At 66.1% G+C, this 20367-nt stretch carries 19 protein-coding genes and 1 tRNA gene; 13 read left to right on the top strand and 7 right to left on the bottom strand.

Translation table 11 applies throughout. From position 1 onward, the window contains the following. Nucleotides 1–12: 12 nt before the first annotated feature. Genes purN through SUTH_RS13255 form a run of 3 tightly spaced genes read right to left on the bottom strand, consistent with a single transcriptional unit; the run spans nucleotide 13 to nucleotide 2053 of the window. On the bottom strand, nucleotides 13–648 hold the full coding sequence (gene purN / locus SUTH_RS13245) for a phosphoribosylglycinamide formyltransferase (protein WP_041099858.1): 636 nt from the start codon (nucleotides 646–648) through the stop codon (nucleotides 13–15). Further along, entirely contained in the window at nucleotides 645–1394 is a 750-nt protein-coding gene (locus SUTH_RS13250; RefSeq protein ID WP_231851015.1) for a hypothetical protein, read from the bottom strand. The genes purN and SUTH_RS13250 overlap by 4 nt, the downstream gene beginning before the upstream one ends. A 2-nt stretch (nucleotides 1395–1396) precedes the next feature. Beyond that, complete coding sequence (locus tag SUTH_RS13255) at nucleotides 1397–2053, bottom strand: DedA family protein (RefSeq protein ID WP_041099860.1); 657 nt, start codon at nucleotides 2051–2053, stop codon at nucleotides 1397–1399. 98 nt (nucleotides 2054–2151) lie between these two features. Between SUTH_RS13255 and mutL the strand changes: the two genes are divergently transcribed. Next, nucleotides 2152–3912, top strand: a complete 1761-nt coding sequence (mutL, locus tag SUTH_RS13260; protein WP_041099862.1) for a DNA mismatch repair endonuclease MutL — start codon at nucleotides 2152–2154, stop codon at nucleotides 3910–3912. A 48-nt stretch (nucleotides 3913–3960) separates the two neighbouring features. After that, nucleotides 3961–6675, top strand: a complete 2715-nt coding sequence (locus SUTH_RS13265) for a CHAT domain-containing protein (protein WP_041099864.1) — start codon at nucleotides 3961–3963, stop codon at nucleotides 6673–6675. 552 nt (nucleotides 6676–7227) lie between these two features. Here the strand turns inward: SUTH_RS13265 and SUTH_RS13270 are convergent. Continuing rightward, nucleotides 7228–10455: a CHAT domain-containing protein gene (locus tag SUTH_RS13270; RefSeq protein WP_171817368.1), complete on the bottom strand. Its 3228-nt coding sequence runs from the start codon at nucleotides 10453–10455 to the stop codon at nucleotides 7228–7230. Nucleotides 10456–10542: 87 nt separating this feature from the next. Between SUTH_RS13270 and miaA the strand changes: the two genes are divergently transcribed. Continuing rightward, on the top strand, nucleotides 10543–11478 hold the full coding sequence (miaA, locus tag SUTH_RS13275) for a tRNA (adenosine(37)-N6)-dimethylallyltransferase MiaA (protein WP_041099868.1): 936 nt from the start codon (nucleotides 10543–10545) through the stop codon (nucleotides 11476–11478). A 25-nt stretch (nucleotides 11479–11503) separates the two neighbouring features. On the opposite strand, the gene purM is transcribed toward miaA, so the two are convergent. Next, nucleotides 11504–12553 carry a phosphoribosylformylglycinamidine cyclo-ligase gene (gene purM, locus SUTH_RS13280; RefSeq protein WP_041102341.1) on the bottom strand — a complete coding sequence of 350 codons (1050 nt, stop codon included), beginning with the start codon at nucleotides 12551–12553 and terminating at the stop codon, nucleotides 11504–11506. Nucleotides 12554–12663: 110 nt separating this feature from the next. Between purM and SUTH_RS13285 the strand changes: the two genes are divergently transcribed. The 4 genes from SUTH_RS13285 (at nucleotide 12664) to SUTH_RS13300 (ending at nucleotide 15305) form a co-directional block, all read left to right on the top strand. Next, nucleotides 12664–13755 carry an AI-2E family transporter gene (locus tag SUTH_RS13285; RefSeq protein WP_052473635.1) on the top strand — a complete coding sequence of 364 codons (1092 nt, stop codon included), beginning with the start codon at nucleotides 12664–12666 and terminating at the stop codon, nucleotides 13753–13755. A gap of 19 nt (nucleotides 13756–13774) precedes the next feature. Beyond that, complete coding sequence (hda, locus tag SUTH_RS13290; RefSeq protein ID WP_041102343.1) at nucleotides 13775–14470, top strand: DnaA regulatory inactivator Hda; 696 nt, start codon at nucleotides 13775–13777, stop codon at nucleotides 14468–14470. Continuing rightward, the gene (locus tag SUTH_RS13295; RefSeq protein ID WP_041099870.1) at nucleotides 14467–15132 is read left to right on the top strand and encodes a histidinol-phosphatase; all 666 of its coding nucleotides are present in this window, start codon (nucleotides 14467–14469) and stop codon (nucleotides 15130–15132) included. Before hda ends, SUTH_RS13295 begins: the two co-directional genes overlap by 4 nt. Before the next feature lie 80 nt (nucleotides 15133–15212). Beyond that, a tRNA-Ser gene (locus SUTH_RS13300) sits at nucleotides 15213–15305 on the top strand. A gap of 83 nt (nucleotides 15306–15388) precedes the next feature. Here SUTH_RS13300 and SUTH_RS13305 read toward each other — a convergent pair. Continuing rightward, nucleotides 15389–15889, bottom strand: coding sequence for an outer membrane protein assembly factor BamE (locus tag SUTH_RS13305; protein ID WP_052473636.1), 501 nt, complete (start codon nucleotides 15887–15889; stop codon nucleotides 15389–15391). A 145-nt stretch (nucleotides 15890–16034) separates the two neighbouring features. Here SUTH_RS13305 and SUTH_RS13310 point away from each other — a divergent pair, with 145 nt between their 5' ends. The 6 genes from SUTH_RS13310 to SUTH_RS13335 all read left to right on the top strand — a co-directional run bounded on the left by SUTH_RS13310 (nucleotide 16035) and on the right by SUTH_RS13335 (nucleotide 19533). Further along, complete coding sequence (locus SUTH_RS13310) at nucleotides 16035–16469, top strand: hotdog fold thioesterase (RefSeq protein WP_041099872.1); 435 nt, start codon at nucleotides 16035–16037, stop codon at nucleotides 16467–16469. A 24-nt stretch (nucleotides 16470–16493) separates the two neighbouring features. Then, nucleotides 16494–17342, top strand: a complete 849-nt coding sequence (locus SUTH_RS13315; RefSeq protein WP_041099874.1) for an alpha/beta hydrolase family protein — start codon at nucleotides 16494–16496, stop codon at nucleotides 17340–17342. Nucleotides 17343–17386: 44 nt separating this feature from the next. Beyond that, nucleotides 17387–17776: a GlcG/HbpS family heme-binding protein gene (locus SUTH_RS13320; RefSeq protein ID WP_231851016.1), complete on the top strand. Its 390-nt coding sequence runs from the start codon at nucleotides 17387–17389 to the stop codon at nucleotides 17774–17776. Between the two features lie 90 nt (nucleotides 17777–17866). Then, on the top strand, nucleotides 17867–18223 hold the full coding sequence (locus tag SUTH_RS13325) for a COG4315 family predicted lipoprotein (protein WP_197539592.1): 357 nt from the start codon (nucleotides 17867–17869) through the stop codon (nucleotides 18221–18223). Between the two features lie 6 nt (nucleotides 18224–18229). Next, nucleotides 18230–18730, top strand: coding sequence for an RNA polymerase sigma factor (locus SUTH_RS13330; protein ID WP_041099880.1), 501 nt, complete (start codon nucleotides 18230–18232; stop codon nucleotides 18728–18730). Beyond that, entirely contained in the window at nucleotides 18727–19533 is an 807-nt protein-coding gene (locus SUTH_RS13335; protein WP_041099882.1) for an anti-sigma factor family protein, read from the top strand. Before SUTH_RS13330 ends, SUTH_RS13335 begins: the two co-directional genes overlap by 4 nt. Nucleotides 19534–19592: 59 nt before the next feature. Here the strand turns inward: SUTH_RS13335 and SUTH_RS13340 are convergent, their stop codons facing one another. After that, the gene (locus SUTH_RS13340; RefSeq protein WP_148312940.1) at nucleotides 19593–20291 is read right to left on the bottom strand and encodes a hypothetical protein; all 699 of its coding nucleotides are present in this window, start codon (nucleotides 20289–20291) and stop codon (nucleotides 19593–19595) included. Between the last annotated feature and the right edge of the window lie 76 nt (nucleotides 20292–20367).

The raw sequence follows: 20367 nt of genomic DNA on the forward strand, positions 1-20367 counted from the left end.
CAAGCCGGCGTCTCAATCGATTCGCGGCACATGCAGCGAACCGCTCACCGTCGCCTCGCCGGCCAAGCGCGCGCGGCCATCGACCAGATGCAATCGGCCTTCGAGAAACCAGCGTGCAACGCGCGGATAGATCAGGTGTTCCTCGACCAGCACGCGCTGCCCCAGCGTCGCCTCGTCGTCGTCGGCCCGCACCGGCACCGCCGCCTGCGCGATGATCGGCCCGCCGTCCAGCGCCGGCGTCACGAAATGCACGCTGCAGCCGTGCAGCCTGACGCCGGCCGCCAGCGCCTGCGCATGCGTCTTGACGCCGGGGAAAGCCGGCAGCAGCGAGGGATGGATGTTCAGCAGGCGGCCTTCGAAGCGCCGCACGAAACCGTCGGTGAGGATGCGCATGAAACCGGCGAGCAGCACCAGATCCGGCGCGTGACGTTCGATCTCCGCCGCCAGCGCGGCGTCGAATTCCTCGCGCGAAGCGAAGCCACGATGATCGATGGCGATGGCGGGGATGCCGCGACCGGCGGCATACGCGAGGCCTGCGGCATCGGGGCGGTTGCTGATGACCGCGGCACAGGTGCCGGGCAGCGCGGCGCCGAGCAGCGCCTCCATGTTGCTGCCGCGCCCCGAAATGAGGATGACGTAGCGCTTCATCGCAGGGCCGCCACTGGAAGGAACATCGCCGTGGCGACGCTTTGCGCCACCCGGGCGATGGTGCGATGCCCCTTGTCGGCGATCAGCGTGGACAGCAGGTCGAGGTTGGCGATCATCTTGCCGAATTCGCGCTCGAAGCTGAGGTTGGCCGGTTGCGGCGCCACCGCCATCTCGTTGGAGAGCAGCAGCAGGGCCCCGCTCGCATCGCGCGCGGTGGCCAGCTTCCAGGCGGCGATTTCAAGGTTGCGCGCGCTGTTGTACAGCATTTGCGGATCGAGTTCGTCGAGCATGAAGAATTCCGTCTTTTCGGCGAAGGCGAGGTTCAGCATGCCGCCCAGGCCGGCGATGAAGGCCGCCACCCGGTCGCCGGCGAAATCCTCGCGCAGGGCCAGCAGGATCGCGTCGGTGCCGCGCCGGCCGGCGGTTTCGGGCAGTCGCCAGCCCGTGCGCGGATCGAGCAGGCGGTCCAGCGCCGCCTCGACGCTGGCGTGGCCACCCTTTTTCCACTCGCGCGGATTGCGTCGATAGAGCTTTTCGGCCAGCACCCGCACGCTGGCGAATATTTCGCGCCGATGGATGTCGGCGATGCGGTCGACATCGCTCTTGCCGATCTGCTTCGGGTCGAATGTCGCCACCGAGTTGCCAACTGATTCACTGGCGGTGCGTCCCTTGTTACCGGGTTGCGCACCGGTTTGCGCGCAGCCGGCCAGCAACAGAAACAGGCAGGCGGTTGCCGCGCCGCGCATGCTCAGGAAGCCTTCGGCGCCAGACGGTGGCGCAGCCAGGCCAGAACCAGCGGCGCCAGCGACAGGCCGATGGTGCCGAAGATGATCAGCGACAGGTTGGCCTTGACCCACGGAATGTTGCCGAACCAGTAACCGGCGAGGCACAGCGAAAACACCCAGAGCACGGCGCCGGCGAGGTCGAAGGCAAAGTAGCGCGGATAGCTCATGTTGCCGACGCCGGCGACGAAGGGCGCGAAGGTGCGCACGAAGGGCATGAAGCGCGCCACCAGCATGGTCTTGCCGCCGTGCGACTCGTAGTAGGCGTGCGTCAGGTCGAAGGCCTTGCGGTTGAAATAACGCGAATGCTCGCCCCAGGCCAGGATGCGCTTGCCGGCCCAGCGCCCGATCCAGTAGTTGGTGTTGTCGCCGAGGATCGCGGCGGCGAGCAGCACGGCGATCACGATGTTGATGTCGAAGCTGCCGCCACTGGTGGCGGCCAGCGCGCCGGCAACGAACAGCAGCGAATCGCCGGGCAGGAAGGGCGTCACCACCAGGCCGGTCTCGCAGAACACGATGAGAAACAGGATCGCGTAGATCCAGATGCCATACTGCGCCAGCAGCATGGCCAGATACTTGTCCACGTGCAGGATGATGTCGATGAATTGGGCGAGAAGTTCCACGGGGCGGCGCGGTCGAAGGAAAGGCGCGATTTTACCGGAAGCCATATGTCCCCGAACCTGTGGTGCGGGGACGGTATCCCGGCGATAATTCGGACCCCATGGGAATCATCAAGCCGCTGCCTGACCTCCTGATCAGCCAGATCGCCGCCGGCGAGGTGGTCGAACGTCCCGCCTCGGTGCTCAAGGAACTGCTGGAAAACAGTCTCGACGCCGGCGCCACGCGGATCGACGTACAGCTCGAAGAAGGCGGCGTGCGCCTGATCCGCGTCGTCGACGACGGTGGCGGCATCGCCCCCGACGACCTGCCGCTGGCGCTGGCGCGCCACGCCACCAGCAAGATCGCCAGCCTCGCCGACCTGGAACAGGTCGGCAGTTATGGTTTTCGCGGCGAGGCGCTGGCCTCGATCGCTTCCGTCGCGCGAGTTTCAATCACCAGCCGCCATGCCTCGCAATCCCACGCCCATCGCCTGCGCAGCGATGCCGACAAGGCGGAACCGGCGGCATTGGCCGGCGGCACGGTGATCGAAGTCGCCGACCTGTATTTCAACACCCCGGCACGGCGCAAGTTCCTCAAGACCGAGGCCACCGAGTTCGCGCATTGCGACGAAGTCATGCGGCGCATGGCGCTGGCGCGGCCCGATGTCGCCTTCACGCTCGCCCACAACGGCAGCGCGAAACGCCGTCTCGCCAGCGCCGACTTTTCGCGGCGCGCAAGGGACATCATCGGCGAAGATTTCTTCCCGCATGCGCGCCCGCTCGACGCCACGGCTGGACCGCTACGCCTTTCCGGCCTCGCCGCCCTGCCCGCCTATTCGCGCTCGGGACGCGACGAGCAATACTTCTTCGTCAACGGCCGCTTCGTCCGCGACAAGCTGCTGACCCACGCCGCGCGCCAGGCCTGGGCCGACATCCTGCACGGCGCGCGGCACCCGGCCTACGTGCTGTTCCTCGAACTCGACCCGGCCGGCGTCGATGTGAATGTGCATCCGGCCAAGACCGAAGTGCGCTTCCGCGATGCGCGCGGCATCCACCAGTTCGTGTTCCACGCGCTGCAACGCACGCTGGCGACGCCGCTGAGCAGTGCGGAAAGCCGGGAAGAGGCAGCGCCAGCCGCATCGGCATACACACCCTCCGCGTTCTCCTACGCCCGCCAGTCGGGCCTCGGTGTCGGCGAGCCGGCGGCGCGGCCCTATCTGGAATTCGCCCGCGCGGCTTTCTCCGACAGTGGAATCGCCGTCCCGCCAGCACCGACTCCCGTTGCAACGGATGGTGCGGCCCCGCTGCTCGGCTACGCCATCGCCCAACTGCATGGCGTGTATATCCTGGCCCAGAATGACGCCGGCCTCGTGCTGGTGGACATGCACGCGGCGCACGAACGCATCCTCTACGAAAAGCTCAAGCAGAGCCTCGATGCCGGACCGCCGGCGACGCAAGCGCTGCTGGTGCCGCTGCTGATCTCGGCCAGCGAAGCCGAGATGGCGACCGCCAGCGAACAGAACGAAGCACTGGGCCAGCTCGGCTTCGCCATCGCCGCCGCCGGCCCGCGCGAGCTAGCGGTGCGCGCCCTGCCGGCGCTGCTGGCCGGCGGCAACGCGGTGGACCTGGTGCGCTCGCTGCTCCGCGACCTGGCCGAGCATCCCGCCAGCCGCGTGGTGGAAACCCGGCGCAACGAACTGCTGGCGACCATGGCCTGCCACGGCGCGGTGCGCGCGCATCGGCTGCTGAGCCTGCCGGAAATGAACGCGCTGCTGCGCCAGATGGAAGCCACCGAACGCGCCGACCAGTGCAACCACGGCCGGCCGACCTGGGTTCAGTTGTCGATGGCGGAGCTCGACCGGCTGTTCATGCGCGGTCGCTGAGCGAAACACGCAAGGGACTCGTCCTCCAACATTTCCAGCGGAATCGCCATGAATCGAAACACGCGACGCGCCCATCCCGTTCGTTCACCGGCCGCCCTGGCCGCCATGCTCGCGGCGCTGTTCCTGGGCAGCGGGGCACGGGCCGAGGAAGTCGCCTTCGCCACTGAAACCGGCCCGCTGAAAATCGAGCGCGGCGAGATTCCGCAGATGTACAAGGACGAAGTGCTGAACAACGAATACCTGGGCTTTCTGGCCCGGGCGTTTCCCGCCGGGATCCCGAAGGACCCCGTCCCCGTCGAGCGCCAGCCCTTCCTGTACCGCTACTGCGCGGCGCTGTTCGAACAGCGCGATTTCGGCCAGGCGCTGCGTTGCCTCGATGCCGTGCGCGACTCCGTGGCCGCGCACGGCGACCCCCGGCCGATAGGGGTAAAGGCCTTCTCCTGGGCGCTCGCGGCATTGGGCATGAAGACGCAGGCGCCCGGCGCCGAATATCCACTCGCGGTTCGCGAGCCCATGCTGCGCGCCGAGATTCACATGGAACTCGGCGAGATTTCGCAGTCGGCGAAATTTGCCGGGCTGGCGATCCAGCGATGGAAGGCCATCGATGCCTCCAAGCTGCCGCCGCCGATGAGCATGGCCGGCGAAATTCCCGTGCTGCCCCGTACCCTGTGCGAATCGAGCGCGGTTTGGGGGCCGTTTTCCTGCGGCCAGCGCCTGGGCGGCGATATCGACATGACGGCCTTCGCCGCTGTCGCCTTCATCCTGAACGACGACGCCAAGCAGGCCGAGGAACTGGTGGCCTACCTGGAAAAGGCGGCCGACTCCTTCATCCTCAAGCTCGCCAGCAAGCAGTTCTGGGCCAGGACGCGCGCCGCGCTGGTGCGCATCCACATGGCGCGCAAGGACTACGCCAGCGCCCTGAAGATCGCCGACGACGAAAGCCATTTCCTGGTCGACGTGGTCAACATCGGCTGGTTCCTGTTTACCTTTTCCAAGGGCAGTACCTCCGGCGGCGACATGCTTTTCCGCACCTTGCAGAGCCAGCACACCTTGCTGACCCGCTTCCAGGTCGCCCATGCGCGCATCGAAGTGGGGCGGCTGGCCGACGCCAAGGCCTATCTCGACGAGATTCTCGGCAAGGAAGAGCTCAAGGCGCTCGCCGGAATCTACTGGGCGGCGCTCTACGACCGGGGCCGCATCGCCGAAGGGGAAGACAAGGCCGACGAGGCCATCGCCCTGTACCAGACCGCCGTCGACGAAATCGAGCGCCAGCGATCCACCATCAACACCGAGAACGCCAAGATCGGCTTCTTCGGCGACAAGCAGGCCGTCTATCAGGCGCTGGTCCGCCTGTTGTTCCAGTCCGGGCGCCACGAAGATGCCTTCCTGGTCGGCGAGCGCTCCAAGTCGCGCGCCCTGGTCGACATGCTGGCCGGCAAGCAGGATTTCCACCTCGGCAGCAGCCAGACCGACAAGGTCCGTCTGCTGCTGGCGAAAGCCCAGGCCACCGAGGTGGCGCTGGCGCGCGATACGACGGTGGACGGCGAAGTCGTCGAGCGCATCCGGCGCGCTCTGCCGGACACGGCCGGGAGCCAACCCGGCGACGCCGGCAAAATCCTGGCCGAGGCACGCAACTTCAAGCTGGAAGCCCGCGTGGCACTGGCCGACCAGGCGCCCGAACTTTCCTCGCTGGTGACCGTGTCGAAAATCGCCCTGGCCGAAATCCAGGGCGCCTTGCCGGCGGACCAGGCCCTCGTCAGCTATTACCACGACGCCGCGCAGCTCTATGCGTTCATCATCGACGCCGATGGACTGCAAGCGGTGAAGCTGCGGCGCGAGGGGCTCGAAGAGGAAATCCAGGCGTTTCGCCAGGCCATCGCCGGGCGCAACGAAGGCTACGCCGTGGCGGCGAAGTCGCTCCACTTGCGCCTGATCGCTCCGCTGGCCGGTGCCATCCGCCACCAGAGGCTGTTGATCGCCGGCCACGGCGCGCTGCACTACCTGCCCTTCGCCGCCCTGCACGACGGCGAGCACTTTTTGCTCGACCGTTACGAATTGTCCTTCCTGCCCAGCGCCTCGACCCTGAAGTTCATCGGCCGGATCGACGCCTCGGGCAAGCCGGGAACGGTGCTCGCCTTCGGCAATCCCGATCTTGGCGACCCCCGCTACGACCTGGCGTTCGCGGAGCGCGAAGCGCGGGAAGTCTCCGCGCTGTTCCCCGACTCGGCGCTGTTCGTCCGCCGCGACGCCAGCAAGCGCAGCCTGCTTGAGTTCGGCACCGGGTTCCGCTACCTGCACTTCGCCACCCACGGCAAGTTCGATGCCGCCAACCCGCTCGGCTCGGCGCTGCTGCTGGCCACCGACTCGGCCGGCAACGAACGGGACCGGCTCACCATCGGCGAGCTGTATTCGATGCGGCTCGACGCCGACCTCGTCACGCTGAGCGCCTGCGAGACCGGGCTGGGCAAGGTGGCGAACGGCGACGACGTGGTTGGGCTGGTACGCGGTTTCCTTTACGCCGGGGCGAACCAGATCGTCTCGACGCTGTGGGAAATCGACGACGAAGCCACGTCGTCCCTGATGACCGACTTCTACGCAAAACTCAAGGCCGGAACGAACAAGACCCGGGCGCTGCGCGAGGCCCAGCTTGCGGCGCGCGCGAAGTATCCTCACCCGGCGTACTGGGCGGCGTTCCAGATCACCGGGGAGCCGGCGCGGAGAGCCGCGACGCCGGCGCCCGGCGCGAAACGGAGGACGAATTGAACTGGGTTCAGTTGTCGATGGCGGAGCTCGACCGGCTCTTCATGCGCGGCCGCTGAGCAGCGGCCGTTTCATCCCCCAAATCGCCATCGGCAAGAAACCGATGGGTTGAGAGCCGCGCGGACTTCTGAGATACTGGGTCTTTGTAACTTGCGACTGTGACGGAAGGCGACGACCATGGCGAATGCAGCGTATTCGAGGTTTCCAGCCAGCAGTCGGGCCGACGCTCCGGACTGCGGCCCCTTCGATGCTGAAGGCATCGAGGAGGTGATCGGCATGCTGAAGTCAATGGCCGAAGGAACCGGTGAGGCCTGCGCCAAGGGCGAGTTGAATCGTCTGGCATCGAGTCAGCTGCATCGTTTGGAATGGATACTATGCCAGCGGACAGGCCACGCTTGTGCAAGGGCAACCGAGTTGCGAGCCCGATGCGCCAAGAGGCAGCAGTGCTTGCGGAACGAAACGAGCATCCCCAGGCGCGGATCGAGCGCAAGGGGCGAACCGATTACTGATTGACCGGTTTTAGGTCGCCACGCCGGTGGCGGCAAAACGGGGGCCCTACCGCCCCGGATCGCCGTACAGCGCATACGGCGCCCAGAACGCGGGATGCGCGTATGAGAATTCCGCCTTGCCGCGGCCGTCCAGCGACACACCCTTGTCGATGACTTCCAGCATGGCCTGCTGCAGCGCCTTGGCGCGGGTCAGCTTGCCGTCTTTGGCGTAGTGCTGGAACACATGCGTCACCAGCTCCCGCGCCGAAACGGTTTCCACCGGCCAGTGGGTGGCCAGCACGGCGCGGGCACCGGCATAGAAGAATCCGCGACCCAAACCGGAGACGGCTTCGGCACCGCTGCCATCCGCTGCCGCCGTGTTGCAGGCGGAGAGCACCACCAGGTCGGCGCTCAGCGATAGCTTGAGAATGTCCTCCAGCTTCAGCAGGCCGTCATGGATGTCTCGACCGGGCTGGGGTGCCAGCGCCAGCGCCGGCTGATCGAGGCCCGGCAGATCGCCGGCGATCAGGCCGTGGGTAGCGAAGGCGACCACGCGATGTTTCTGCATATCCGCCCGCAGCGCGTTCGCGCGGCTGGCCTGGGCGCCGAAGAAGGTGTGCGTGGGGATGTCGGCGCCCAGTGCGGTGCCGATGGCAAGAATTTCGTCGCGCGTGTCCGGCAGCGGCGTCAGCATTGGCGTTCCGGGCTGGGCCGGAGGCGCCGGCGGAATCGCGTCGGCGCTGGTGAGGTTCTCGTCCCATACCGGGGCGTGGCTGATCTTGAGGTTACGGGTGCCGCGCGCCACTTCTCCGGCGCCGCGATTTCCTCCGGGACCCGACGCCGCCTTTTCGGCACTCGCGCCGAAGTCCGGATCGCCGAAGCCGATGAAGGGGTCGCGCTGTCCCATGATCGCGGGCAGCGAACGCAATGTCACCAGCGCACTGATCGAGGGCGCGTAGGCGATGGCGACCTTGCGCGCCAGCCAGGGTGTCTGGCGGAACTGCGCCAGCGGCGGTCCGGCCGGCGCCGCGCCCGGCGCGACGTTTGCCGTCGGCAAGAGAGAAAATGGAATCTGGCCCAGGGATTCATTGGCCACTACCAGCAGCGTGTCGGCCTTGCCCCACGCCGCCTGAACCGGGGCCAGCAGTTCCTGGTACAGCGCCGATGCGGCTTCCAGGTCGAAGCGCATCTGCTCCGGCCCGACGCCGCCGAGCTCGACCGACGCGCGCAGGCGTTTGACCATGCCGCCCACCCAGTCCGCCGTCCTCGGGCTGAAGTGGAAATGCAGGGCGCCGTCCTTGCCCGTCGCCCAGACATAGCTGCCGCCCGGCGTGACATAGACCGACAGCAGCGCTTCATTGGGCCGCAGCGCCTTGCGCGCTGTAGCCATATCTGCCGGACGCGGGTTGACCAGTGCGTCGTACTGCGGAAACTGGCGGCGAATCTCGGCCAGATCGCTTTGCTGTTCCTTTTGCAGGGTGGCAATGCGGGACTCCATGGTCGCGATCACCGCGGGCAGTTGCCGGTCCGGCGGCGCCGAGCGCTGGCTGATCAGATTCTTGTAGACCGCTTCGAGTTCATCGTCGGCATCCTGGACCTTCTTGATCCGCGCACCGAGTTCGGAACTGCCGGCCGCCGCGCGCAGAGCCGACCCGGTGACTGCCTTCTGCACGCTCTGCCAGCGCGCCACGTCGGCGACGCGGAAGGCTTCCGCGATGTCTTTCTGGTTATTCGTGCCCTTCTTGCCGACCAGTACATTGAGATATTCGTTGAGAATCACACGCAAGCGTCGTGCGCGCGCGGCGCTGGTCTGCTGCTTGCCGACCAGCTTCGCCGGATCGACCAGCACGCCCACGGCACGCTCGAATTCGCGTCGAGCGTCGCCGAGGCGACCATTGCGGTGCAAAGCCATGGCTCGGAAAGCGCGCGCCTCCGCCGTGAAGTAATGGTCCGCGCCGTAATACCGGATACCATTCTGCAACAGCTTGTCGCCGTCACGCAGTGCTTCGGCATTGCGCCCGACGGTGATATAGGCGCGCAACGAGTTCAGCGTGGCGACGGTGTAGCCCTCTTCCAGCCGGCTGTCATCGCTCACCACCTTGCGCACTTCGTCGAATAGCGCCACCGCCTCGGCGCTGCGCCCATTCACCGCCAGCATGTTGGCCTGCAGGATTCGGGCATGCAAACGCTCCTGACTGACACGAGCCAGCCCTGCCTCGGCCAGGGATTGATCCGCCCAACCGGCCAGCACCAAGGCCTCGGCAAAGCGGCCGCGCTGGATGAAAGTGGCACACAGCCCGGAAAGGGCATCGCCAGTTACGCGCGAGTTGCGGCCGTTGCGCTTGAGTGAGGCCTTGAGCACTTCCCGCTGCAGGAGTTCGGCCTCGTCCAGCCGCTGCTGATCGAGATAAACCTTCGCCAGGGCCAGTCGAGCCAATTCCACCATGTTCTCGACACGCTCGACAGGCATGGCCCACATGCCCTGGGTGCGACGCGCCTCGTTGTTCTTTACCTCGGCCTCGACCTGGCGGATAGCCGCCGTATAGGCGCGCTCGGCCTCGTCGAGGCGCCCCTGACGCCGCAGCCATTGTCCTCGAGCACGCTCAATGAACTGCGACCAGTTGGAGAAAAGCAGCGAAAGGCGCCGTCGGCTGCGCAGCGTGCGAAACACATTCTCCGCGTTGTCGATGGCCGTCTTGGCGCGATCGAGATCTCCCATCAGCGTGTACATCGTGGCGATATGGAAGTTCACCCCGATCATCCTGCCGTTTGGAATCCCCTTCTCCTCTTCCAGTATCTTTTCGAAAGCATTCAGCGAGGCGCCGATGCCGCGCCCGCTGCGCAAGGCGAATGCATGGTCTTGACGCATGCGCCGATAGGAGCCGACCTCGTTGCCGCTGCCGGACGAATCCAACGGCTTGGCATACTCAAGTCCCTTTTCCAGCGATGCCATCCAGGCTTCGGTCTCGCCCAATTCTTCAGCGGCTATCGCCCGCCGGTGCCAGGCCAGAGCCAGTTCCGCCGGGGCGGCCGAGTCGGGAATCGGCCTCTCCAGCTCGGTGCGCAGTTCCTGCACCTTTGCTGGATCGGGCTTGTAGCTTTGCAGCAGCAACACGAGGTCGGCAATGGTGGCGGGGGGCGGCTTCGATGCATCGACTATCGGACCGGTGGACAGTGGAGCGGTCGCCGGCTCTTCATCGGCCGCCGGCGCCTTGTCCGCCTTGAGATTTCGGACCTGGGCCGACGACGTGACGACCGTGAGTCCCAGCAATACAGCAAATAGTTGCTTCCGCATTTCGCCTCCCCTGTTCGCAATGGCGCCGACGCAACGTATCATTCGAAGCCGTAAGTCTATCGCGCCGCTCCCTTGCCTTCCAGTTCGATGCAACTGCCCCCCGCTATCCTCCTGATCGGCCCCACCGCCAGCGGCAAGACCGCGCTGGCCTTCGAACTGGCGACGCGCCTGCCCTGCGACATCGTCAGCGTCGATTCGGCGCAGGTTTTCCGCGACATGGACATCGGTACCGCCAAGCCCGACGCGGCGACGCTGGCGCGCTTTCCGCACCGGCTGATCGACCTGATCACGCCTGAGGAGCGCTACTCGGCGGCGGCTTTCCGCAGCGACGCGTTGCGCGAAATGGCGGCCATCACGGCGGCCGGGCGCATTCCGCTGCTGGTTGGCGGCACCATGCTCTATGTCAAGGCCTTGCGCGAGGGGCTGGCCGACCTGCCGCAGGCCGACGCAACGCTGCGCGCCACCATCGATGCGGAAGCCGCCGAGCACGGCTGGCCGGCCCTGCATGAAGAGCTGGCGCGGTTCGATCCGGAAACCGCGGCACGACTCAAGCCCAATGATGCCCAGCGCATCCAGCGCGCCGTCGAAGTGCTGCGCCTTTCCGGCCGCACCCTGGGCAGTTTCTTTGCCGAACAGAAGACCGCCGCGCCGCCCTTTCGCATCCTGACCCTGGCGCTGGTGCCGGGCGATCGCGGCGTGCTGCACCAGCGCATCGGCGAACGCTTCGACGCGATGCTGGCCGCCGGTCTGGTCGATGAAGTGAAGATGCTGCGCGGGAAGTACCGGCTCGATGCCGGCCTGCCGTCGATGCGCTGCGTCGGCTATCGCCAGGCGTGGGAAATGCTTGAGGGGCGGATTCCGCTTGCCGAACTGCGCGATCGCGGCGTGTTCGCCACGCGCCAGTTCGCCAAGCGGCAACTGACCTGGCTGAAGGACATGGATGACTTGCAGATCATCGATCCGCTGGCGACAGACCCCATGGCTGCGGTATTCGCAGCGGTTGACACCCACCTCGCGCCCTGAAAAGTCGGCGCTGGCGCTACGGCGATCAGACCACCACGGTCTGCGCCTGCCCTTCGCCGCGCGCCTCGATCCGTCCGATGTGATGCACGGTCTCGCCCGCCGCGGCGAGCAACTGCATCGCCACGCCGGCATCGGCCTCGGCGACGATCACCACCATGCCGATGCCGCAGTTGAAGACGCGATGCATTTCGGCGTCGGCCACCTGGCCTTCCTGTTGCAGCCACCGGAACAACGGCGGCAGGGTCCAGTGCTTGCGCTCGATGATCGCGGTCAGGTGATCGCCCAGCACGCGCGGAATGTTCTCGGTCAGCCCGCCGCCGGTGATATGCGCCATGCCCTTGACATGGATCGCCTGCATCAGTGCCAGCAGCGGCTTGACGTAAATTCGTGTCGGCGCCATCACGGCGTCGGCCAGTGGCACGCCGCCCATGTCCATCGTCAGGTCGGGTTTGGCGCGCTCGATGATCTTGCGAATCAGCGAATAGCCGTTGGAGTGCGCGCCGGACGAGGCCAGGCCGAGCACCACGTCGCCCGGCCGGATCGATTTGCCGTCGATGATCGCCGACTTTTCCACGGCGCCGACGGCGAAGCCGGCGAGGTCGTATTCGCCGTCCGGATACATGCTGGGCATTTCCGCCGTCTCGCCGCCGATCAGCGCGCAGCCGGCGAGTTCGCACCCCTTGGCGATGCCTTCGACCACCGTCGCCGCCGTATTCACGTCGAGCCGGCCGCAGGCGAAGTAGTCGAGGAAGAACAGCGGTTCGGCGCCCTGCACCAGGATGTCATTGACGCTCATCGCAACGAGGTCCTGGCCGACCGTGTCGTGGCGGTTCCACTGGAAGGCCAGCTTGAGCTTGGTGCCGACGCCGTCGGTGCCGGACACCAGCACCGGCTCGCGGTACTTCTTCGAAATCTCGAACAGTGCGCCGAAGCCGCCGATGCCGGCCAGCACTTCCGGGCGCATGGTGCGCTTCGCCGCCGGCTTGATGCGCTCGACCAGGGCATCGCCGGCATCGATATCGACTCCCGCATCGCGGTAGGTGAGCGGGGACGGAGAGGCGGTAGAAGCAGTCAAGATGAAGTCCTTGAAAACGCAGACGGAATGAATGGCGGAAGCACGGTTTGCTGCCGGATCGGCGATAATCCGCGCTGCCCGCCACAGCGAACCCGCGAATTTTACCGGAAATGACCGCACCTCCCGAAGCCGACCACAGCGACCCCAGCGACCGCTTGCAGACCACCCTGTGGATCGCGGCCGGGCTGGCTGTGCTCGCGCTGTTCTATGCCCTGTCGCCGATTCTCACGCCCTTCCTGCTGGCCGCGATCCTCGCCTATGTCTGCAACCCGGTAACCGACCGCCTCACGCGCTGGGGTCTGCCACGCATGCTGGCAGTGGTGCTCGTCATGCTGGCGCTGGCCGCGCTGGGGGCCGGCCTGATGCTGATCGTCCTGCCGCTGCTCTATGAAGAGGCGGCCGTCATCAGCGCAAAAATGCCCGAGGCGATGACCCTGGCCAACGAAAAACTGGCGCCCTGGCTGCGGCAGCACTTCGGCATCCGGCTGCGCTTCGATTCCGCCTCGCTGCAGAAACTCGCCGCCGGCAACTGGGACACCGTGCAGCTCGTTCTGGAGCGAATCTACAGCTCGCTCAAGATCGGCGGCGTGGCGCTGGTCGGGCTTGCCGTCAACCTGATGCTGGCCCCGGTGGTGATGTTCTACCTGCTGCTCGACTGGCAGGACATGATGGCGCGCCTCTCCGCCATCGTTCCGCGCCCCTGGCATGACAAGCTGGTCAGCGTGGCCAGCGACATCGATGTCGTGCTCTCGCAATACCTGCGCGGCCAGATCCTGGTCATGGCGATCCTCGCCGCTTACTACTGCGTCGCGCTGTGGCTGGCCGACATCCCTTCCGCGCTGTCGATCGGCGTCGTCACCGGCCTCTTGATCTTCATCCCCTATCTCGGGTTTGCCACCGGCCTGATCCTCGCGCTGCTGGTCGCCACGCTGCAGTTCGCCGGCTGGGGGCCGATCGTCGCCGTGCTGATCGTGTATGGCATCGGCCAGTTGCTGGAAGGCTTTCTGCTCACGCCATTTCTGGTCGGCGAACGCATCGGCCTGCACCCGCTGGCGGTGATTTTTGCCCTGATGGCCTTCGGCCAGCTGTTCGGCTTCTTCGGCGTCCTCGCCGCGCTGCCGGCCTCGGCGGCGCTGCTGGTCGGCCTGCGCGAAGTGCGCGCGCTGTACCTCTCCAGCCGCTTTTATCGGGGCAATGCTTGAAAATGCGTTTGAAAACGCGATGAACACGCCCCAGCAACAAATGCTGCTCGACCTCAAGCCCGAGCAGCCGCCGACGCTGGAAAATTTTGTCGTCGGCGCCAACGCCGAGCTGGTGGCGCGCCTGCGCGGCCTGCGCGAAACCAGCAGCTACGAAGCGATCTACGTCTGGGGCGCGCCAGGCGGCGGCAAGAGCCACCTGCTGGCCGCCGCCGCCGAGGCCGCGCGTGGCAGGCGGCCCACGACATTCCTGCGCGGCGCGGAAGTCGGCGCCGAGCTGACGCCGACTTCCGGCAGCCTGCTGGTGATCGACGACGTGCAAGGACTCGGGGCCGAAGCGCAGATCGCCCTGTTCCGCGCCTTCAACGCCGCGCGCTTCCTCGGCCTCGCCCTGCTGCTCGCCGGCAACGAGCCACCGCTGCGGCTGGACCTGCGCGAAGACCTGCGCACCCGCATCGGCCAGACCCTGATCTACGAAATCCAGTCGCTGTCAGACGACGAAAAAGCCGCGGCCCTGCGCCGCCATGCCATCGAGCGCGGCATGCTGATGGATCCCGGCGTGGTGCACTACCTGCTGCGCCACGGCCGCCGCGACCTGCCCTCGCTGATGGCGGTGCTCAACCACCTCGACCGCGCCTCGCTGGAACAAAAGCGCCCGCCCACCCTGCCCCTGCTGCGCGAACTGATGCAGACCTCACTTGACCTGGACAAAGAATGAAACTCGCCCTCTTCGACCTCGACAACACGCTCCTCTCCGGCGACTCGGATTTCGAGTGGGCGCAATTCCTGATCGGCAAGGGCGTGCTCGACCGTGAAGTGCACGAAGCCCGCAACATCGAATTCTTCGAACAGTACAAGGCCGGCACGCTGGACATCCACGCCTTCCTCGATTTCCAGCTCGCCCCGCTGTCGCGCCACTCGCGCAGCGAACTCGACACCTGGCACGGGGAATTCCTCGCCACCCGCATCCGGCCGCTGATCAGCACCGCCGCCCGCGAACTGGTGGCTAAGCACGCGGCCAATGGCGACCTGCTCGCCATCGTCACCGCCACCAACAGCTTCGTCACCGGGCCGATCGCGCGGGAATTCAACATCCCGCACCTGATCGCCACCATCCCGGCCCAGGAAAACGGCCGCTTCACCGGCCAGCCGCGCGGCACGCCATCGTTTCGCGAAGGCAAGATCGTTCGCGTCGACGCCTGGCTCGAATCGCTCGGCCTGTGGCTCGGCGGCTTCGAGCAAAGCTGGTTCTACAGCGATTCGCACAACGACCTGCCGCTGCTGGAAAAAGTCACCAATCCCGTCGCGGTCGATGCCGATGCCACGCTGGCCGAAGCCGCCGCCCGGCGCGGCTGGCCGCATATCAGCCTGCGCGCCTGAAGCGGGCTCACGCCGCCGCCGATTCGGGTATACTCCGCCCCCTGCAAACAGCGGCGGGCTTCATGTTCAACGCTGTTTTCGGAGACGTGGCCGAGTGGTCGAAGGCACACCCCTGCTAAGGGTGCATCTGGGCAAAACCTGGATCCAGGGTTCGAATCCCTGCGTCTCCGCCAGTGAATCAGACAGGACGCCCCTTTCGGGGCGTTTTGTTTTTCTACCCACTGGCCAACCCATCAAATCGCCGTACCGCCATCCGCTACGGATTCGGGTCGGCGCCCAGATATTGCTCAGGTCTGACCATCGTGCTGCGCACCTTCCCGGTCGTGGCATCGAACAGGACGATCATGCGCCAGGGCTCGCTGGAGATGCCGCGATAGCGCCAATCCCAGGCCAACTCGTCGCGGGCCTTGAAATAGGCGGTGGCGTTGGCGTCCGACGGGCCGAGAATGCGCAGCACCTCCTCCTTGCTCATGCCGGGGCGGACAGTGGCGAGATGCGCTTCGTCGAGCACATTCTCTATCGTATGCAGCTTCCCGTTCGAATCCAGCCGCACCATGAAGGTGTCGAAGCCGGCCGGACCCCGCGGGTAGGCCAGTTGCCGGGAGCCATCCGGATTCTGCCACTGCATCGCCGGCGGACCCATCGTCGCCTGCACATCCTCAAGGCGCGCCTCTCCCGGCTTGAGACTGCTGCCGCTATAGGAAGCGCAAGCCGCAACGATCAACGAAGACCATAAAAGCAGCAGTCGTTGCCACATGATGGATTCCGGTTCTGGATATGGACGAATCAGGATAGCACTTCGATTCGAAAGTTCAGGTCGCGACAAGGCACGGGGTGCGATACGTTATAGTCTTTGCTGAAGATTAAAGTATCGGCCATTCCAACTTCCCCTCGATACCAGCATGGCAATCTGGCACACCACCTTCCCCCTCGACGAAGCCAACCGGCGCGGCCAGGACTGCGCGAACGGCCATCTCGGCATCGAATTGATCGAGGCCGGCGAGGACTACCTCAAGGGGCGCATGCCCGTTGACCAGCGCACCCGGCAGCCGGCGGGCGTCCTGCACGGAGGCGTTTCGATGGTGCTGGCGGAAACGCTGAGTTCATGGGCCGCGGCGTATGTCGTCGATCCCGAAAAGTTCCACTGCGTCGGACAGGAAATCAATGCCAACCATGTTCGCGCGGTGAAAAGCGGCTGGGTCCATGGAGTGGCCAGGCCCCTGCACCTGGGACGCACCAGCCATGTCTGGGATGTGCGCATTCAAGACGAGTCGGAGCGGCTGATTTGCGTATCGCGCGTTACGATGGCCGTTCTCTCAACCCCGAATCGCTACTGACGAAGATCGCCAGCGAGGATTCCCATGGAACGCATCACCCTCACCGCCAGGGACGGCCACAAGCTTGCCGCCTACCGTTTCGACCCGGATGGCCCGGCCCGGGGCCACGTCATCATTGCCGCGGCGATGGCCGTGCCGCAATCCTTTTACGCGGCCTTCGCCCGGCATCTCGCCACGCGCGGCTACACCGCATGGACTTTCGATTACCGCGGCATCGGCGAATCGCGGACCGGCTCGATGCGCCGCGTCAAGGCGGACCTCAGCGACTGGCTGAACAAGGACTACGACGCGCTGGTGCAGGAGGTCGGCGAGATGTCGCCGAAGTTGCCGGTGTTCGTCGTCGGCCACAGCTTCGGCGGCCAGGTCGCGCCGCTGCTGCCTTCGCGCGAGTGCCTCGCGGGCCTGGTCAATATCGCCGTCGGCAGCGGCTCGTTGCGCCACAATACGCCACGCATCCGTCGTTCGGCGCCGCTGATGTGGCACGTGCTGGCGCCGGTGTTCTGCCCGATTTTCGGCTACTTCCCCGGCGAACGCCTCGGCGTCATCGGCGATCTGCCCACCGGCGCAATGTTCCAGTGGCGGCGCTGGTGCCTGACGCCGGACTATCTGCTGAGCGGCGAACCCGGCGCGCGCGAAGCCTATGCCAGCGCCGATTATCCGGTGCTCGCGCTCACCTTCGCCGACGACGAATTGCTGCTCGAAGACGGCTCGCGCCTGATTCACGGCGCCTACCGCAAGCGGCCGGTCGACTACCGCCTGGTCGACCCCGCGCATCACGACCTGCCGCGCATCGGCCACTTCGGCTTTTTCAAGCCGCAAAGCGAAGCGGCGTTGTGGCCGCTGGTCACCGACTGGCTGGACAGTACAAGCTGACGCTGCCGGTCCGAACCATTCATTCACTCATCATGGAGCATGGCATGCTGACTCTCGAAGACGCACAGCGCATTTCCCTGGCGGCCCGCAATGCCGCCGCCGAAAACAACTGGAACGTGGTGATTGCCGTGGTCGACGACGGCGGTCACCTGGTTTCGCTGGAACGCATGGATGGAACCCAGAAGGGCTCCGTGCGCATCGCCGAACAAAAGGCCAGAACCGCCATCATGTTCAAGCGCCCCACCAAGGCCTTCGAGGAAGCGGTGTTGCAGGGACGCCCGGTGTTCATGACCATGCCCGACGTGATCTGCCTGGAGGGCGGCGTGCCCCTGATCCGCGACGGGGTTTACGTCGGCGCGATCGGCGTTTCCGGCGTCAAGTCATCCGAGGATGGAATCGTCGCGGCGCAAGGGGCGGCCGCATTAGGCGCATAGACGACCATAATTTATTTTGCGCGCCGGAATAAACGCAGGCATCTCCCCGTTCATGCAATGGCAACACCCCCAACCCCAACGGAGATGAACATGAAAAAACTCGCACTCGCCCTGCTTGCATCCGCTTCGCTCGCCGCCCATGCCGCCGCGCCGGCCATGGTGTCCAAGGGCATGCTCACCGGCAGCAACGGCATGACGCTCTACACCTTCGACAAGGACGCCGGCGGCAAGAGCGCCTGCAACGGCCCCTGCGCCGCCAACTGGCCGCCGCTGCTTGCAATGGACGGCGATACCGCCAGCGGCGACTACAGCATCGTCACCCGCGACGACGGCAAGAAGCAGTGGGCGCTGAAGGGCAAGCCGCTGTACTACTGGGTCAAGGACCAGAAGCCGGGTGACGCAACCGGTGACGGCTTCAACGGCGTCTGGCACGCTGCCAAACCCTGACGCAGAGTGGACAGCAGCGCGATCCTGGCCGAGATTCCCCGCCTGCGCCGTTACGCGCGGGCGCTGGTCGGCGATCGCGCGGCGGCGGACGACCTCGTGCAGGACACCCTGGAACGCGCCTGGACGCGCCAGCATCAGTGGCGGGAAGGTAGCAACCTGCGCGCCTGGCTGTTCGGCATCATGCACAACCTGCGGGTCGATCAATTGCGCCGGCCGCGGCTGGCGACACACTCCTTCGACGACAACGACTACGAGATGCCGACACGCCCCACCCAGGCCGATGCGCTGGAACTGAGGGATCTCGAATCCGCGCTGAACCACCTCGCCGACGAACAGCGCGAAGTCCTGCTGCTGGTTGGGCTGGAAGAAATGAGTTATGCGGATATCGCGGCGACGCTGCGCATTCCCGTCGGAACCGTCATGTCGCGGCTTTCCCGCGGACGGGAAAGGCTGCGCCTGATCATGGATGGCCAGACGCCAACCGCCAGATTGAAAGTCGTGCGATGAACGCTCTTCCGATCACCGAAGCCGATCTGCAGGCCTACGTCGATGCCGCCCTGCCCGAAGCGCGGCGTGCCGAAGTGGAGGCCTATCTGGCCGCCGATCCGGCCGAAGCCGAACGCCTGCGTAGTTACCAGACGCAGACGCAGGCCTTGCGGGGCTTGTACAACCCGGTACTCGACGAGCCCGTGCCGGAGAGCTTGCTCGCGCTGGCGTCACGGCCACCTGCCGGCGGCGGCAGCGACAAGGCCTTGCTCGCCCGCTGGTCGCTGCAACGCATCGCGGCGGGCTTCGTCATCGCGCTGGTCAGCGGCCTGGCCGGCTGGATGATCCATGACCGCTACCCGCCGGCGGAAAGCCTGGCCCGTGCGCAACCGGCCTCGCTGTCGCATCAGGCGGCGGTGGCCCACGCGGTGTTCAGCCCCGACGTGCGGCGCCCGGTCGAAGTCGCGGCGCAGCAGGAAGACCAGCTGGTCGCCTGGCTCAGCAAGCGCCTGGGCACGCCGGTGCGCCCGCCAAAACTCGGTGCCCAGGGGTTCGAGCTGATCGGCGGCCGCCTGTTGCCGGGGAACAGCGGCCCCGTGGCCCAGTTCATGTACCAGGATGCCAGCGGCCAGCGCCTGACGCTCTATGTCTCGACCGAGAACACCGCCAACCGCGATACGGCCTTCCGCTTCGCGCAGGAGGGCTCGGTCAACGTCTTCTACTGGATCGACGGCAAGTTCGGCTACGCGCTCTCGGCGGGGATGGACAAAGGCAAACTGGCCGCCGTGGCGACGGCGGTGTACGACCAGATCGAACGCAGGTAACGCCTTCCCCGACAAATACGGGCTTCAGCGGCCCGGCGCAGCCGTGACGCTGCCGCTGCTCATTTATCCCTGGCTGCGGCAGTTGCCTGCCTGGCAGCCGCTTCGGCTTCCCGTCGCTTCAGGAGATCGGCATATTGCCGTTCCCGCTCATCGATTTTTTTCACGAGCTCGGCATGTTGCCGCTTCCGTTCCGCGGCTTTCCTGGCGTTCTCCGGCGCTTTTTCCGCTCGCTCCGCATCTTCCTTGCGCCGCTCGGCAATCCTCTGCTGCTGGGCGGCCCGCTCTGCTGTCGCCTTGCTGCGGCGGGTCTCAAGGCTGTTCGCCGCGTCGGCCCGGTTCCGTTCGCGCTCGGCCGCCCGAAGGGACTCCTTCTCGCGATGGCGTTCGACATCCGCCTGCTCCTTCGCTTCGCGGGCCGGCGCCTCGGCTTCGCGTTTCGCGGTCTTGGCCTCGCGTTCGTTGCGGCGGATTTCACGTTCGGCCTTGCGCCCGCCCTGCTCCAGCGCCGTGGCTTCCTTCACTGCCGCGGAATGCCGTTCTTTCGCCGAACTCAGGCAATTGAAGGCGATAAGCTTGCTTTGACAAATCGCCTTGTCTTCCGTGTATCGGGCTTCCGCCTCGCTTTTCAGCGCCTTGCCCCGAACCTGTCGGGCACGTGCTTCATCGAGCGAGGGCGCAGGCGGCGCCTCCGCCGTTTGCGCCGCGGCCCATGTCTGGGCAAGCACGAGGCCGACGGCCGCCAAATTTCTGATCCGCATCATCTCTCCTTTGCGGAAAGGAGCTTAGCCGGTTCTCCCGGCGTTTGCCATGTTCCGCTCTCCTGCCAACTTGCAC

The sequence above is a fragment of the Sulfuritalea hydrogenivorans sk43H genome (assembly GCF_000828635.1).
GTDB classification, from domain to species: domain Bacteria; phylum Pseudomonadota; class Gammaproteobacteria; order Burkholderiales; family Rhodocyclaceae; genus Sulfuritalea; species Sulfuritalea hydrogenivorans.